General features: G+C 70.7%; 14 protein-coding genes. 10 read left to right on the top strand and 4 right to left on the bottom strand.

Features of this window, described 5'->3' with window-relative positions:
* Positions 1-38: 38 nt before the first annotated feature.
* Positions 39-1,475 (top strand): glycoside hydrolase family 13 protein, encoded by a 1,437-nt coding sequence (locus tag IEY33_RS00950; RefSeq protein WP_188960356.1) that lies wholly within the window; start codon positions 39-41, stop codon positions 1,473-1,475.
* Positions 1,476-1,553: 78 nt separating this feature from the next.
* On the opposite strand, the gene IEY33_RS00955 is transcribed toward IEY33_RS00950, so the two are convergent.
* Positions 1,554-2,051: an NUDIX hydrolase gene (locus IEY33_RS00955; protein ID WP_188960357.1), complete on the bottom strand. Its 498-nt coding sequence runs from the start codon at positions 2,049-2,051 to the stop codon at positions 1,554-1,556.
* The gene (prfA, locus tag IEY33_RS00960) at positions 2,038-3,129 is read right to left on the bottom strand and encodes a peptide chain release factor 1 (protein ID WP_188960358.1); all 1,092 of its coding nucleotides are present in this window, start codon (positions 3,127-3,129) and stop codon (positions 2,038-2,040) included. Before prfA ends, IEY33_RS00955 begins: the two co-directional genes overlap by 14 nt.
* Before the next feature lie 239 nt (positions 3,130-3,368).
* Here prfA and IEY33_RS00965 point away from each other — a divergent pair, with 239 nt between their 5' ends.
* Complete coding sequence (locus IEY33_RS00965) at positions 3,369-4,355, top strand: homoserine dehydrogenase (protein ID WP_188960359.1); 987 nt, start codon at positions 3,369-3,371, stop codon at positions 4,353-4,355.
* A gap of 155 nt (positions 4,356-4,510) precedes the next feature.
* On the opposite strand, the gene IEY33_RS19515 is transcribed toward IEY33_RS00965, so the two are convergent.
* Positions 4,511-5,809, bottom strand: coding sequence for an AIM24 family protein (locus IEY33_RS19515; protein WP_188960360.1), 1,299 nt, complete (start codon positions 5,807-5,809; stop codon positions 4,511-4,513).
* Between the two features lie 169 nt (positions 5,810-5,978).
* Here IEY33_RS19515 and purM point away from each other — a divergent pair, with 169 nt between their 5' ends.
* The 8 genes from purM (at position 5,979) to IEY33_RS01010 (ending at position 14,857) form a co-directional block, all read left to right on the top strand.
* Entirely contained in the window at positions 5,979-7,076 is a 1,098-nt protein-coding gene (gene purM, locus IEY33_RS00975; protein WP_188960361.1) for a phosphoribosylformylglycinamidine cyclo-ligase, read from the top strand.
* Positions 7,073-7,843, top strand: coding sequence for a histidine phosphatase family protein (locus IEY33_RS00980; protein ID WP_188960362.1), 771 nt, complete (start codon positions 7,073-7,075; stop codon positions 7,841-7,843). Before purM ends, IEY33_RS00980 begins: the two co-directional genes overlap by 4 nt.
* A gap of 116 nt (positions 7,844-7,959) precedes the next feature.
* Positions 7,960-8,550 (top strand): hypothetical protein, encoded by a 591-nt coding sequence (locus IEY33_RS00985; RefSeq protein WP_188960363.1) that lies wholly within the window; start codon positions 7,960-7,962, stop codon positions 8,548-8,550.
* 157 nt (positions 8,551-8,707) lie between these two features.
* The gene (locus tag IEY33_RS00990) at positions 8,708-9,289 is read left to right on the top strand and encodes a GNAT family N-acetyltransferase (protein ID WP_188960364.1); all 582 of its coding nucleotides are present in this window, start codon (positions 8,708-8,710) and stop codon (positions 9,287-9,289) included.
* A 401-nt stretch (positions 9,290-9,690) separates the two neighbouring features.
* The gene (locus IEY33_RS00995; RefSeq protein ID WP_188960365.1) at positions 9,691-10,158 is read left to right on the top strand and encodes an NUDIX domain-containing protein; all 468 of its coding nucleotides are present in this window, start codon (positions 9,691-9,693) and stop codon (positions 10,156-10,158) included.
* Between the two features lie 190 nt (positions 10,159-10,348).
* Positions 10,349-13,084 (top strand): valine--tRNA ligase, encoded by a 2,736-nt coding sequence (locus IEY33_RS01000; protein WP_188960917.1) that lies wholly within the window; start codon positions 10,349-10,351, stop codon positions 13,082-13,084.
* A gap of 191 nt (positions 13,085-13,275) precedes the next feature.
* Complete coding sequence (locus IEY33_RS01005) at positions 13,276-13,743, top strand: nuclear transport factor 2 family protein (protein WP_188960366.1); 468 nt, start codon at positions 13,276-13,278, stop codon at positions 13,741-13,743.
* A 46-nt stretch (positions 13,744-13,789) separates the two neighbouring features.
* Positions 13,790-14,857 carry a quinone-dependent dihydroorotate dehydrogenase gene (locus tag IEY33_RS01010; RefSeq protein WP_188960367.1) on the top strand — a complete coding sequence of 356 codons (1,068 nt, stop codon included), beginning with the start codon at positions 13,790-13,792 and terminating at the stop codon, positions 14,855-14,857.
* A gap of 135 nt (positions 14,858-14,992) precedes the next feature.
* On the opposite strand, the gene IEY33_RS01015 is transcribed toward IEY33_RS01010, so the two are convergent.
* A partial coding sequence (locus IEY33_RS01015; RefSeq protein WP_229670659.1) for a transposase occupies positions 14,993-15,367 on the bottom strand: 375 nt, incomplete at its 5' end.

Below are 15,367 nucleotides of genomic sequence, written 5' to 3' on the forward strand. Positions count from 1 at the left end.
TGCCGCCCGTGCCCAGGTTATCCGGTACACTGCGCAGGGTGGATATTCGCACCCCCGACTGGGTCAAGGACGCCGTCTTCTACCAGATCTTCCCCGACCGCTTCGCCCGCAGCACCCGCGTTCCGAAAGCGACTCACCTGCAGGACTGGGGAGACGCGCCGACCTTTCACAGGTACCAGGGCGGCGACCTGCTCGGCGTGGTGGAACGCCTCGACCACATCGCGTCGCTCGGCGTGAACGCCATCTACTTCTGCCCGGTCTTCCAGTCGGCCAGCAATCACCGCTACCACACGCACGACTACTATCAGGTGGACCCCATGCTCGGCGGGAACGCCGCCCTGCGCGAACTGATCGACGCGGCGCACGCGCGCGGCATCCGGGTCGTGCTGGACGGCGTGTTCAACCACGCCTCGCGCGGCTTCTTCCAGTTCTCGGACCTGCTGGAACAGGGGGAGGACAGCGCGTACCTCGACTGGTTCCACGCCGGGCCGTTCCCGCTCTCCCCGTACGACGACGCCCGGCCCGCCAACTACGAGGCGTGGTGGGGCAACCGCGCCCTCCCGAAATTCAACACGGACACGCTGGCGGTCCGGGAGTTCCTGTGGGACGTCGCGGAGTTCTGGATGCGCTTCGGGATCGACGGGTGGCGCCTCGACGTGCCGAACGAGATCGACGACGACAGCTTCTGGCAGGAGTTCCGCCGCCGCGTCAAGGCCATCAACCCCGACGCGTACATCGTGGGGGAGATCTGGGGCGACGCGCACCGCTGGCTGCAGGGCGACCAGTTCGACGCCGTCATGAACTACCCGTTCACGCGGCCCTGCCTCGCGCACTTCGGGGCGCGCACCCTCGACCACAGCATGAACGAGGTGAGCGGCACCGGCCACGTGGACCCCATGACGACCGAGGCCTTCGCGGCCCGCATGACCGAGGTCGCGTCCACGTACCCGCTGGAGATCGTGCAGGCGCAACTGAACCTGCTCGACAGCCACGACACCGCCCGCTACCTGAGTGCCGTGGGCGGCGACGCGACCGCGCACCGGCTCGCGCTGGCCTTCCAGCTCACGTACGTCGGCGCGCCCTGCCTGTACTACGGGGACGAGATCGGCCTGCCGGGCGGCCCGGACCCCGACTGCCGCCGCGCCTTCCCGTGGGACGACGAGGGCAGCTGGGACATGGACACCCTGACGCTGGTGCGGCAGCTCACGGCCGCGCGGCACGCCTGCCCGGCCCTGCAGCGCGGCACGTTCGAGGTGCTGCACGCGCAGAACGACCTGCTGCTGTACGCCCGCACGCACCTCGGTTCGGCCGCGTACGTCGTCATGAACACCGCCACGCGCGCGCAGGTCGCGTCCCTGTCCGCGCTGCCCGCCGGCACGTACCGCGACGCCGTGAGCGGGCGTACGGTGCAGGTCGCGTCCGGCGCGGTGCTGGACGTGCCGGGCCGCACGCCCGTCGTCCTCATCCGCGACTGAGGCGCGACAGAAAAGGGGGGAAGGCTGGCGCTGGCCTTCCCCCTGTACTGTTGTCTCGGCCATGGTCCAGCCGTGCCGTCAGTGGTCTTCCTTGCGCAGCGCGGGGATGCGCAGGCCGCCCTTGCCGTCCCAGCCCTTGAAGGCGTAGAAGCGGCCCGGCTGGCCCGTCCGGAGGTAGTCGCTGAGCGGTTCGCGCATGGGCGGCGTCTCCAGTTTCAGCACCGCTTCCTCTGGCGTGAAGAAGCTGGCGGACACGATGAAGCCGTCCGGGTCGGCCGGGTTGAGCAGGCCCTCCCACGTCGCCTCGAACACGATGGCGATGGCGCGCTCGCCGCGCCGTTCGTCCTCGATGTGCACCATGTACGCGAGGTGCTTGATGCCCGTGAGCTTCAGGCCCGTCTCCTCGACGATCTCGCGGTACAGGCCCTCCGGGGCGACCTCGCCGGACTCCACCACGCCGCCCGGCAGCGTGAAGCGCACGCGGCCCAGGCCCTGCCAGTCGTTCCCGACCAGCAGCACCCGTCCCTGCCGGTCGCGGAGGATGGCGGCCGTGACGAGCAGATCACGCCGTGGCATGATCGGTCATCTCCGAGAGCTGCTGTTCGCGTTCCGCACGTTCGAGCGCCGTGACGACCCCCGCGAGCGCGCCCTCCATCACGCTGTCCAGCGCGAAGTTCTTGTCGTCGCCGGTCAGGCGGTGGTCGGTCACGCGGTTCTGCGGGTAGTTGTAGGTGCGGATCTTCTCGCTGCGGTCGCCGCTGCCGACCTGCGCGCTGCGCGCCTCGCGTTCTGTCACGGCGCGCTCCTCACGCTGCCGTTCCGCGAGGCGCGCCCGCAGGATCTGCAGGGCCTTCTCCTTGTTCTTGATCTGGCTGCGGCCGTCCTGGCAGACCACCATGATCTCTTCGGGCGTGCCCGCGCGGTACGTGGCGCGCACGGCGGAGTCGGTGGTGTTGACGCCCTGACCGCCCGCACCCTGCGCGCGGAACACGTCGATGCGCACCTCGGACAGGTCGAGCTGCACGTCCTCCTGCTCGACCTGCGGGAGCACGGCTACCGTCACGGTGCTCGTGTGGATGCGGCCCTGCGTTTCCGTGGCGGGCACGCGCTGCACGCGGTGCACGCCGCGCTCCCACTTCATGGCGCGGTACGCGTTCTCGCCCGCGACTTCCGCCACGAGGCGCGAGTACCCGCCGAGGTCCGACTCGGACGCGTCCGCGACGCTCAGCTTCAGGTTCAGGCCCTCCACGTACCGGGTGTACAGGCGCAGCAGGTCCGCCGCGAACAGGCCCGCCTCGTCGCCGCCCGCCCCGGCGCGCAGTTCGAGGATCACGTCGTGACTGTCGTACGGGTCGCGGGGCAGCAGCAGGACTTCCAGCTCGTTCTCCAGCGTCGCCATGCGCGTCAGGGCGGCGTCCAGTTCGCTGCGGGCGAGGTCGGCCATCTCGGGGTCCGTCAGGAGGCTGCGGGCGTCCTGCGCGAGGCGTTCCTGCGCGCGGTACTCGGTCCAGAGCGTGATGAGCGGCGTGAGTTCCCGGTGGCGGCGCGTGAGGCGCGTGTACTCGCGCGTGTCGGCCAGCACGGCCGGGTCGCCCAGACTGCGTTCGATGGCGGCGTACTCGGTGCCGAGTTCCTCGATGCGGCCGCTCAGCACGTGCCCGGCGCTCCGTGCAGGCGTGCCCTCGGACGGGGTGGAGCGCTGCCCGGACTGGGCGGTGGAGCGGGACGCTCCAGGCGGGAGAGGCGATCAGGATGGTTGAACATGAAAAGCAGTCTAGCGCGGGGCGGGGCGCGCCTCCTGTGCCTGCACTTCACGTGCCCGCCACGTCCGGCGGCCGGGGAGGGCCATACAGGGCAGGCGGGCGGCGGGCGGCGCGCGGCTATCATCCCCCCATGACCAGTGCCGTTCCGCTCAAGACCGTCACCGTCGGGCTGCTGGGGTGCGGCACGGTGGGCCAGAATGTCCTGCACCTCCTGCAGCGCCGCCAGGACATCTTCTCCGACATCGGCGTGCGGATCGAGGTGGCGGGCGTCCTCGTGCGCGACGCCGACCGGGCGCGCGACGTGCCCGCCGGAACGCCCCTCACGGACGACCCCGCCTTCCTGCAGGAGTGCGGCGTGGTGATCGAGGCGATGGGCGGCACGCAGCGGCCCCTGGCGCTGCTGCACCCGTACCTGAAGTCCGGGCGGCCCGTCATCACGGCCAACAAGGCGCTCCTCGCGGAGTGCTGGCGTGAGCTGCGCGAGTACGCGCTCGCCGGGAAGCTGTACTACGAGGCGTCCGTCATGGCGGGCACGCCCGTCATCGGCCCGATGAGCACCGTGCTGCGCGCCAGCCGCTTCGAGAGCCTGCAGGCCGTCCTGAACGGCACCTGCAACTACATCCTCACGCAGATGGAGGAAGGCAAGGAGTACGCGCAGGCGCTCGCGGAAGCGCAGGAGATGGGGTACGCCGAGGACCCGCCCACCCTGGACGTGGGCGGCTTCGACACCGCGCACAAGCTCGCCGTGCTCGCCCGCTTCTGCGCGGACGGCGACTTCCCGTACGATCAGGTGAAGGTGCAGGGCATCGAGGGCGTCACCCTGCAGGACGTGCAGGACGCCGCCGCGAACGGCGAGAAGTACAAGCTGATCGCCGAACTGCGCCCCGGCCCGGACGGCGAGGGCTGGGAAGCGACCGTGTCCCCGCAGCGCCTCCCGAACACGCATCCCATCTGCAGCATCGGCGCGGGCCGCAACGCCCTCGTGTTCCGCGGCGAGGAGTGCGGCGAACTGTACTTCGCGGGCGGCGGGGCGGGCGGCATGGTGACCGCGTCCGCGATGGTCGGCGACCTGCTCGACCTCGTGATCGGCTTCCCGGGGCACGTGCCGCTGCACTGATCCCGGCTGGAGCTGAACGCCTGACGTTCGGCCGGGCGGGTCCCATACTGCACGGCCCGGCCCCGTGCAGCGAGGCGTCAGCAGCGCGCCGCCCCCACGGAGATCTCTCGTGGGGGCGGCGTCCCTGTGGTCAGCTGTGCACCGGCGGCAGAGGTTCAGTGCATGTTCTCCTCGTACGGCTGCACGATCACGAAGCCCTCGCCCTGGAAGGCCATCTGGAAGGTCTCGCCGCCGCCCCGCCCGATGAAGCTCTTCAGGGAGCTGTCCACCCGCAGCTGCGGGCTGAGGTTCTCGCTCCAGCCGATGGTGGCGTTGGGGTCGGTGTACACCGTCTCGCCGTTCGTGACGCGCAGCGTGAGGGGCCGCCCGTGGCTCAGCAGGGCCAGCATGCCCTGCCCGCGCAGCAGCACGCTGAACAGGCCGCCCGACACCATGCCTGCCGCGCTGCGGTGCATGGTGATTTTATGCTGCACCGTGTCCTCGAAGGCGAGGAGGGCGTGCCCGGCGACGTTCACGGCGTCGCCCTGCAATTTCAGGACCGTGATCTCCTTCGCCTGGTCGGCGAGGTAGCACACGCCCTGCCCCTCGATCTTCGCGAGGGGTTCCATCTCGCTCGTCACGGCGCGCACGAGGGCCTTCATGATGCCGCCCTCCAGCATGCCCTCGCGTTTGAAGCTGAGGTTGCCGCTGTACGCGACCATCGCGCCGAGCTTGCTCCACACGCGGCCCCGCACCTTGACTTCCAGCATCTTGTCGCTCTCCAGTTCGAACACGTCGCCGGGACGGTCGGCCTCGGCGTTCTTTTGAAGGAACTGCGTGAGGCTGTACGTGCCGTCACTGGCGGGCGCGAAGCGCGTCCCGCCGCCCGCCGTGGGGACCGGGGGAGAGGCGGGTGCCGGGGGCGTCCAGGTGGGGGCCGGGGCGGGGGGCGTGTGGGGTGTGGGCTGAGCCTCCTCCCCGCCGAAGTGGCGCAGCAGGGCGTCCAGGCCGCCGCTGAAGCCCTGCCCGACGTTCGCGACGCGCCACTCCCCGGCGTGCTCGTACACCTCGGCGACCATCACGGCCCGCTCCTGCGCGAACTGATCGCCGCGCAGCTCCACGCTGGCGCGCACGTCCGGGTCGCCGAGCGTCCACGAGAGCCGCCCGAGCTGCGAGAAGGGCGCGCTGTCGTGCGTGACCACGAACACCAGTCGGCGCACGCTGGCGGGCAGCGCGTCCAGCTCCAGCCGGAACCGGCCGCCGCGCGCGTCCTGCGTGAGCGTCACCTCGCCGCGCGGGCTGCTCAGCTGGTTGTAGAACACGAAGTACCGGTCGTCCTGCAGTTTCCGGTCGGCGTTCAGGCCGAACACGCTCACGTCCGCGCCCTGCAGGTCGTGCTGCAGCGTCACGTCCAGCGTGCGCCGGGACGTGAGGTCCTGCAGTCTGCGTTTCTCGCCGCGTTGCAGCGCCGTCATGCGGATTCCTGGCCGGGGTGTGCGTGGGTCATGGTCGTCTCCTGAAGGTCGGGGGCAGGGGGGTCTGACGCCCAGCATACCGCCCGCCCCTCCCCGCCCGCCCGGCGACCCCGTCCAGCCCTCCCGCCGGGGGGGGAGGAACGCCCCTGCTACACTGACTCCCAGACGCATGGCGAACGATACTGATCAGGCCCTCAACCCTACACCCGGCTCACCCCGCCCCTCGGCGTACCAGCAGGCGGGGGTGGACATCGAGGCGGGGCACCGCGCGGTGGCCCTCATGAAGGACGCGGTGGGCCGCAGCCAGAACGCGCCCGGCCTGCGTGGCGCGGTCCTCAGCGGCCTGGGCGGCTTCGGCGGCCTGTTCCGGCCCGCGCTCGGCGGCATGACGGACCCTATCCTGGTCGCGTCCACGGACGGCGTCGGCACCAAGACGAAGGTCGCCGCGCAGGCGGGCGTGTTCCGACACCTGGGGCACGACATCGTCAACCACTGCACCAACGACCTGCTCGTGCAGGGCGCCCGCCCGCTCTTCTTCCTCGATTACATCGCGATGGGTACACTCGTGCCGGAGAGCGTCGCGGAGTTCGTGAACGGCGCGGCCGAGGCGTGCCTGCAGGTCGGCGCGGCCCTGCTGGGCGGCGAGACGGCCGAGATGCCCGGCGTGTACGTGACGGGCGAACTCGACATCGTGGGCACGCTGGTGGGCGTGGTGGACCGCCCGAACCTCGTGACGGGCGAGCGCCTGGAGGTGGGCGACACCGTGATCGCCCTGCCGAGCAGCGGCCTGCACACCAACGGGTACAGCCTCGCGCGCCGCGTGCTGGACGGTCTCGACTGGCAGGAGGAGCGCGGCGACCTGGGCGGCACGCTGCAGGACGCGCTGCTGGCCCCGCACCGCTGCTACCTCGCGGCCTTCGAGGCGCTCGTGGCGGCCGGGACGGACGTGCGCGGCATGAGTCACATCACGGGCGGCGGCCTGATCGACAACCCGCCCCGCATCTTCCCGCAGGGGGTCGGCATGCGCGTCGACCTGAACAGCTGGACGCTGCCGCCACTCTTCCGCCTGATCGTGGAGCGCGGCGAGATCAGCACGCACGACGCCTTCCACGCCCTGAACATGGGCGTCGGTTACCTGTTCATGGTGCCCGCCGCGCAGGCGGACGCCGCCCTCGTCACGCTGCGCGCGGCGGGCGAGCAGCCCTGGGTGATCGGGCAGATGACGGCCGGGTCGGGCGTGACCCTGAACGGGGGCGGCGCGGCATGACCCAGCCGGAACCGGCGGGCACCGAAACGCCGGGCGGGAAGCCCGTCGAGCCCGCGTACAGGCCGCCTACCGGCTTCCCTGCCCCGGACCGGGCGCAGGCCACGGAGTTCTGGGTGGTGCGGCACGGCGAGAGCACCTGGAACCTCCAGGGCCGCTACCAGGGGCAGGCGGACGTGCCGCTCAGCCTGGAGGGCCGCCTGCAGGCCGCGATGCTCGCCGAACGCCTCACCGGGCAGACCTTCGACGCGGTGTACTCCAGCGACCTCGCGCGCGCGCTCGTCACGGCCGAGATCGTCGCCGAACGCCTCGCGGCGCAGCCGGACGTGCGGATCGACGAGGGCCTGCGCGAGATCGACGTGGGCCTGCTGAGCGGCAAGGACACCCCGCAGCTCCGCACCGAGCACGCCGACTACCTCGAAGCGCTGCGCGCCGACCCCTGGAACACCCGCCGACCCGGCGGGGAGAGCATGAAGGACCTGTACGAGCGGGCCGGGACGAGCTTCCAGGCGATGCGGGCACGGCACGCGGGCGGGCGGGTGCTGGTGTTCACGCACGGCGGCGTCGTCCGCGTCGCGGTGGGCCTCGCGCTGGGCGGCGTGCCGCAGAACGCGTGGGCGCGCCTGTCCGTCACGAACACCAGCGTCACCCGCGTCCTCCTGACGGAGGGCGGCGGGACGCTCCTCGGCTTCAACGACGCCGCGCACCTCGAAGCGATGGGCGAGGCGACCGAGGCGGACGACGTGCTCGGCCCCGGACAGTCCCCCTGAGCACTCCGATCCTCTGAGTCCCGGCCACCCCTTATTGTCCTGTCCCTGGCGGTGGGACGCGCCCGGGTACGCGTGTCCCTCGCGTTTCCTGAGCGGACCGTGATACAACAGACCCAATGGAAAGCGTCGTTGCCCTCTTTCGTGAGCCCACCCAGGTCAAGACTGCCCTGGACGCCCTGCTCGCCCGCGGTTACCACCGCGACAACCTGGGATTCACCATGCTCGACGTGGTCCAGGAGGCCGAACTGGCCTCGGAGACCGGCATCAGCCCCGAGGAGGGGGCGCCCGGCGGTTCCGCGGCCGTGCTGAAAGGCATCGGCATCGGCACGCTCGGCGGACTCGCCCTGACCGTCCCCGTGTGGATCCTGCTGCTCATCATCCCCACCACCCGCATCTACGCGGACGGCGGCCTGCTCGGCATGCTGTTCGGCGTGCTGGGCGGCGCGGGCATGGGTGGCCTGTTCGGCGCGCTGGCCGGCAGCGACAACGGTGACTACGTCAAGCTGATGCGTCAGTTCGGCATGCCCGCCCGCGTGGCCGAAGGGTACAACCAGAGCCTCAAGAACGGCCACATCCTCGTGTTCGCCCGCGCGCAGGCCGACCTGAACACCGACGACGCCATCAAGATCTTCAAGAGCAACGGCGCCGTGGACCTCGACTCCGCCATCGGGGCAGGCCAGCTGAGCAGCCAGCGCACCGCGCACTGACCTCACCTCACCGCGCGGGCCGCCCACAGCAGGGCGGCCCGCGTTCCCTTGCCGCTGCCTGCCGGGCGTGCGCTCCGCGCGTCCCGCTGATACACTACCCCGGCATGAGGGTCCCGTCCGTCCGTCCCGCACTCCGCCGCTCAGGCCGGGCCGCGCCGTGAGCGCCCCCACCCACGGGCGCGTCACGCTCAAGCCGCTGGTGCAGCTCGACGCTTCCGAATGGCGGAAGATGCACTCGTACTTCCGTGACCGGGAACTCGCCGACTGGAACGGCGCGCAGCCCATCCGCATCCCGGAATTCCTGTTCCGGCGCGTCATGATCGACGAGGAACGCGGCGGGGACCGGCACGGCTTCGGCATCCTCGACGAAGACGGCACGCTCATCGGCAGCATCGAACTGTACGACCTGCGGCCCGTCCCGCCCGCCCAGGCGCGTTTCGGGACGCTGGGCGTCATGATCGGCGAGCGCCGCCTGTGGGGCAGAGGGTACGGCCGCGACGCCGTCACCGCCCTGCTCGCCTGGGCGTTCGGGCAGCGGCAACCGCCCCTGGAACGCGTGCGCCTCACGACCTTCTCCCACAACCGCCGCGCGCAGCGCAGCTTCCTCGCGACCGGCTTCCACGAGGTGGGCCGCACCATCACGCCGGACCGCACCGACGTGCACATGGAGGTCAGCCGCCACGACTGGCAGGACCGCCAGCACCAGCCGCCGACCGGCGGGAACACGGACGGCGGATAGCACGGCCCGTCCCTCATGAGGACCGCAGGAACCGTACCCCCGGCTGCCGTCCGTGCCCCACGCGCGCACGGCAGCGGCTATACTGGGGACACGTTGACCGGGAAGAGTACCCGGACGTGCACCCACAGGAAGGCCCCCCGCGCCCGCGCGACTGAGAGGGGACCGGGAACGCAGCCGGGGAACGTCGCCCGCGAGTACGGGAGAAGAAAGGCGCACGCCGAGTAGACCTCTCCGGGTGCGCCCGACACAGCGCGAGCAAGTGCCCCCGGAGCAGGAGGGGGAAACGCGGTGGTACCACGGGAACGCTGAGCAGCGCCTCGTCCGCGACCGGGACCGTCCCGGCGGGCGAGGCGCACTGCTGTCACGCCCCCGGCCCTCACTCACCTGCCCGCGAGGACCGCATGAGCATCACACCCTTCCGCACCCTGCAGGACGCCCGCCACCGGGCCGCCACCCACCACCTCAGAGAGAAGGCCGTGTGCTTCGTCACGCGCGGCCAGGACCTGCTGGTGATGGACCACGTGCCCGCCGGAAGTGCAGGCGTGCAACTCCCGGCAGGCGGCGTGGAGCCCGGCGAGACGCCAGGACAGGCCGCCACCCGCGAACTGTGGGAGGAGACCGGCCTGACCCTGCCCGCCCCGACGTACCTCACGTCGTACCTGTGGGAAGCGCAGCTGCCGGACCGCTTCACGCGGCAGGTGTGCCACGCGTTCCTGTTCCGCGCGCCGCCCGGCACGCCCGACACCTGGGAGCGAGACGCGGACGGCGAACACTTCGCGTTCCGCTGGATGCCCGCCCTGGCCCCGCGGCTCGACTGGGAGATGGACGCCGCCCTCCCCTGGGCCCACGCGCACCTGAACCCCGTCTGACCTGACAGACCGCCCCACATCACCCTGACAGGGAGGCCCTGCGGCACCTGCAGGCGCACCTTCCCGGCCCATCACAGGAGACTTCATGACCGACCACACGCCCGAACAGCCGCACGACCAGACGCCCGACGCGCCGACCGCCGACACCGCCTCCAGCACGGATACTGCCGCCAGCGCCGACACCTCCGGCATGCCCAAATCCTTCGACCCGGCGACCGCCGAGCCGAAGTGGGCGGACCGCTGGTTCCGCGAACCGTTCCGCGCGGACGCCAGCAGCAGCAAGCCGCCCTTCACAATCATGATCCCGCCGCCGAACGTGACGGGCAACCTGCACCTCGGGCACGCGCTCGACAACACCCTCATCGACACGCTCATCCGTTTCAAGCGCATGGCGGGCTTCGAGGCGCTGTACCTGCCGGGCATGGATCACGCGGGCATCAGCACGCAGGTCGTGGTGGAACGCCAGCTGAAGGCCGAGAACATCACGCGCTTCGACCTGGGCCGCGAGAAGTTCCTGGAGCGCGTGTGGGCCTGGAAGCAGGAGTCCGGCGGGCAGATCTTCGAGCAGCTGCGCCGCCTGGGCGTCAGCGCCGACTGGACCCGCGAGCGCTTCACGATGGACGACCTGCTCAGCCGCGCCGTGCGCCACCAGTTCGTGCGCCTGTACAGCGAGGGCCTCGCGTACCGCGGGGAGCGCATCGTGAACTGGGACGTGGCCGCGCAGACGACGCTGTCCGAACTGGAGATCGACCGCGAGGAACGCAAGGGCCAGATGACCACCCTGCGCTACATGCTGGCCGACCCCGCCACGCCCGCCAGCAACGGCGAGGCGGGCGAGATCCTCATCGCGACCGTGCGTCCCGAGACGATCTTCGCGGACCAGGCGATCGCCGTGCACCCGGACGACGAACGGTTCCGGCACCTGGTGGGCCTGCAGGCCCGCATTCCACTCACGAAGCGCCTCATCCCGATCATCGCGGACGCCGCGGTCGAGATGGGCTTCGGGGTGGGCGCCCTCAAGATCACGCCCGCGCACGACCCGACCGACTTCGAGATCGGTGAACGGCACGGGCTGGCCCGCCCGAGCGTCATCGACCTGAACGGCAACCTCACCTCGGACCTCGTGCCGGACGCCTTCCAGGGCATGGAGCGCTTCGCGGCCCGCAAGGCCGTCCTGAAGGCGCTGGAGGAGGACGGCGCGCTCGTGGAGCAGAAGGACCACGTGACCGCCATCGGCCTGAGCGAACGCACCAAGGTCCCGGTGGAACCCATCGTGAGCACCCAGTGGTTCGTGAACGTCAAACCGCTCGCGCAGCGTGTGCTGGAAGGCCTGGACGCGGGCGACATGCAGCTCATCCCGGACCGCTACACCAAGGTCAACCGCGACTGGCTGGAAAACATCCGCGACTGGAACATCAGCCGTCAGCTGTGGTGGGGACACCAGATTCCCGCGTGGTACGACGAGGACGGCAACGTGTACGTGCCCAGCCCCGAGAACCCCGACCTGGACTGCGATCAGGACGCCCGCTACGCGCACCTCACGCTGCGCCGCGACCCGGACGTGTTCGACACGTGGTTCAGCAGCAACCTGTGGCCCTTCTCCACGCTCGGCTGGCCCGACCTGGACGCCGAGGACTTCCAGAAGTTCTACCCCACGCAGGTCCTCGTGACCGGCTACGACATCCTGTTCTTCTGGGTGGCGCGCATGCAGATGGCCGCGTACGGCCTGACCGACCAGGCACCCTTCGGGCGCATCATGCTGCACGGCCTGTACCTCGACGAGAAGGGCCAGAAGATGTCCAAGAGCAAGGGAAACGGCATCGACCCGCTCGCGCTGTTCGAGACGTACGGCGTGGACGCCAGCCGCTTCGCGTTCGCGTTCCTGTCCACCGGCGGGCAGGACATCCGGCACGACCCGAGGCGCTTCGAGCAGGGCCGCAACTTCGCGAACAAACTCTGGAACGCCGCGCGCTTCGCGGTCCTGAACATCCAGAAGGCCGACGACGCCGGACTGCTCGGCGAGTCCGGCAGCGGCGACGACCTCACCCGCTACGTGCGGCACGCCGTGCGCGAACGCACCGGCGACCCCATCCGCAGCCGCGACGCGCTCGCGCAGGTGCGCGCCCAGCCGGACCAGCTGACCCTCGCGGACCGCTGGATCATCAGCCGCTTGGACGCCGTGACCCGCGAGGTGACCGCGCACCTCGACGCGCTCGACATCGGCGCCGCCATCCGCGCGCTGTACAGCTTCACGTGGGACGAGTTCTGCGACTGGTACATCGAGGCCGCGAAACCCGCCCTGCAGGAGGGCCGCCTCGGGACGCTCGTCACCGTCAAGGCCGTGCTGGAACACATCCTCAAGATGCTGCACCCCGTCATGCCGTTCATCACGAGCGAGCTGTACCAGAACCTCGGGCACCGCCGCCAGATCGCCGTGCACACCTGGCCCGAAGGGGACGACACCCTGCACGACGAGGAAGCCACCCGCGCCTTCGAGACGCTGCGCGCCGCCGTCAGTGCCGCCCGCAGCCTCAAGAACGAACTCGGCATGGCCCCCCAGGAACGCCTGAACGTCGCGCTGGACGGCGAGCGCGCGGGCGTGGTGCTCGACAACCGCACCATCGTGGAAGGCATCGCGCGCGTCACGCTGGTGGACGCCCTGGACGGCCGCACCCTCAGCGCCGTCGAGGCGGGCCTCACGGTCCTCGCGCCGCTTGAAGGGACGGTCGACATCGCCGACTGGCTCGGCAAGCAGAAGAAACGCCTCGCGGAACTCGACAAACAGATCAACCAGGCGCAGGGCAAACTGAACAACGCGGGCTTCGTCGCGCGCGCCCCGCAGGACGTGATCGACGAGGAACGCCGCCGCGTCACGGACTTCACCGCGCAGAAGGAACGCCTGCAGGCCGTCCTCGCCCAGTTCTGAAGCACAGCCCTGCACCGGAATTCCCGGTCAGGGCCCCACCCGCACGCACGCCCGGCAGACCCGCTCTGCCGGGCGTGCCGCATCATGGTCATCCGTCACGCCGCGCGGGTCCGGCCGGGCGTACCATGCGGAGTGACCCGGCCCCACCGATCCTCCCCGGGGCCTTCCGCACTGCCGTCAGAGGTGACCTCATGGATGCACGTCCGCCCGTCCCGCCGTTCACGCACGAGACCGCCTGCCAGAAGGCCCGGCTGGCTGAGGACGCCTGGAATTCCCGCGATCCGGAACGCGTGTCGCTCGCGTACACGGAGGACACGGTGTGGCGCAACCGCTCCGAGTTCCTGCGGGGCCGCGAGGCCGTCGTCGCGTTCCTGACGCGCAAGTGGGCGGCGGAACACGAGTACCGCCTCGTGAAGGAGGTGTGGGCCTTCCATCAGGAGCGCGTGTCGGTCCGCTTCGTGTACGAGTACCACGACGCGTCCGGGCAGTGGTTCCGCGCGCACGGGAACGAGCAGTGGGCCTTCACGGACGCGGGCCTGATGGCGCGGCGCGAGGCGTCCATCAACGACGTGCCCATCCGCGAAACGGACCGCCTGTTCCGCTGGCCGCTCGGCCCGCGCCCGCACGGCACGCCCGGCCTGAGCGAGCTGGGCCTGTAGAGGCGGGGGCGGGCGGCAGGGGAGGGCACGCTCTATGCTGACCTTCATGTACTCGCGTTTCGCCAAGCCGCTGCTGTTCCGCCTGGACGCCGAACGGGCGCATCACTTCACCATCCGCGGAGCCGCTGTCCTCGGCCGCGTGCCGCTCGTGACGGGCGTCGCCGCGTCCGCCCTGCGCCCCGACCCGGCCCTCACGCAGACCCTCTGGGGCCGCGCGTACCGCAGCCCGCTGGGGCTCGCGGCGGGCCTCGACAAGAACGCCGAGGCGGTCCCCGTCTTCACGGCGCTCGGGTTCGGGTTCGTGGAGGTGGGCACCGTCACGCCCCGCCCGCAGCCCGGCAATCCCCTCCCGCGCCTGTACCGGCTCCCGCCGGACGACGCGCTCATCAACCGCATGGGTTTCAACAACGGCGGCACGGGCCGCATGGCGCGGCACCTGACGGGCCAGCGGCACGCGCCCGTCTGGGTGAACATCGGCAAGAACAAGGACACCCCGAACGACGCGGCCGCGCAGGACTACCTGGACGCCGTGCGCTCCCTGTACCGCCACGCGGAGGGCTTCGTAATCAACGTCAGCAGCCCCAACACGCCCGGCCTGCGCTCCCTGCAGGCCGCCGACGAACTCACGCGGCTCGTAGGAACCGTGCTGGACGAGGTGTGGACCCTGCGACCCTCCCTGCCGGTCCTCGTGAAACTGTCGCCCGACATGGACGAACAGGACTTCGCGGCGAGCGTGCAGGCCATGCAGGCGGTCGGCGTGTCGGGCGTGGTGGTCAGCAACACCACCCTGGACCGGACCGGCCTGACGCACCCGAACCGTGACGAGGCGGGCGGCCTCAGCGGACGCCCGCTCACGCGCCGCTCCACCGCGCTCGTCGCCGCCGCGTACCGCCTGACGGGCGGCACCCTGCCCATCGTGGGGGTCGGCGGCATCTTCAGCGCGCAGGACGCGTATGACAAGATCCGCGCCGGGGCGAGCCTCGTGGAGCTGTACACGGCCCTCGTGTACGGCGGGCCGGGCCTGCCCGCCCGCATCAACGCGGACCTCGCGGCCCTGCTGCGCCGCGACGGATTCACGCACGTCAGCGAGGCCGTCGGCGTGGACGCGCGGTAAAGGGGACGCCCGCCAGAACGGAACGCGCCAGGAATGAACCGAACGGCGCGGGCCTGCATGCGGTCCGGTGCTCGCGGCGGGGCGGCGGCTCCGCGTTCCGCCCGTCTGATACGGTTTTGATTTAGACATTTAGCATCAGGCAGCCGGGAGCCAGTGGAAGCTCGTGAGATTCGAGACCAGGGCATGCTCCTGCATCAACCACACGCAACGGCGATCCAGCGGTTCGATCAGCTCCGAAAGGGTTGACCACGCGCGATTCACCAGCCCCTCCTTCAACGGCAGCCACAGGTGTTCAGCAGGCATCAACTCTGGCGTGTACGGCAAGGTGAACACCAGGTGCACGCCCGAGGGCACGATCACCTGAGGACTGCGGTGCCAGCCAGCGTTATCGACCACCACCACCAGTAGACGTTCGTCTGCTGGATCGAATCTCGCCTTGAACAACGCCAGCGCCGCACTGAACGACTCCACATCCACGGTATCGAAGCGCAACAGATCACTCCGCCCCGA

The sequence above is a fragment of the Deinococcus aquiradiocola genome (assembly GCF_014646915.1).
Classification (GTDB): Bacteria; Deinococcota; Deinococci; order Deinococcales; family Deinococcaceae; genus Deinococcus; species Deinococcus aquiradiocola.

Coding starts and splice junctions, on each gene's coding strand:
- IEY33_RS01000 (WP_188960917.1), top strand. CDS start 10,349: ATGCCCAAATCCTTCGACCCGGCGACCGCCGAGCCGAAGTGGGCGGAC.
- IEY33_RS19515 (WP_188960360.1), bottom strand. CDS start 5,809: ATGACGGCGCTGCAACGCGGCGAGAAACGCAGACTGCAGGACCTCACG.
- IEY33_RS00955 (WP_188960357.1), bottom strand. CDS start 2,051: ATGCCACGGCGTGATCTGCTCGTCACGGCCGCCATCCTCCGCGACCGG.
- IEY33_RS00985 (WP_188960363.1), top strand. CDS start 7,960: ATGGAAAGCGTCGTTGCCCTCTTTCGTGAGCCCACCCAGGTCAAGACT.
- IEY33_RS01005 (WP_188960366.1), top strand. CDS start 13,276: ATGGATGCACGTCCGCCCGTCCCGCCGTTCACGCACGAGACCGCCTGC.
- IEY33_RS00995 (WP_188960365.1), top strand. CDS start 9,691: ATGAGCATCACACCCTTCCGCACCCTGCAGGACGCCCGCCACCGGGCC.
- purM (WP_188960361.1), top strand. CDS start 5,979: ATGGCGAACGATACTGATCAGGCCCTCAACCCTACACCCGGCTCACCC.
- IEY33_RS00965 (WP_188960359.1), top strand. CDS start 3,369: ATGACCAGTGCCGTTCCGCTCAAGACCGTCACCGTCGGGCTGCTGGGG.
- IEY33_RS01010 (WP_188960367.1), top strand. CDS start 13,790: ATGTACTCGCGTTTCGCCAAGCCGCTGCTGTTCCGCCTGGACGCCGAA.
- IEY33_RS00980 (WP_188960362.1), top strand. CDS start 7,073: ATGACCCAGCCGGAACCGGCGGGCACCGAAACGCCGGGCGGGAAGCCC.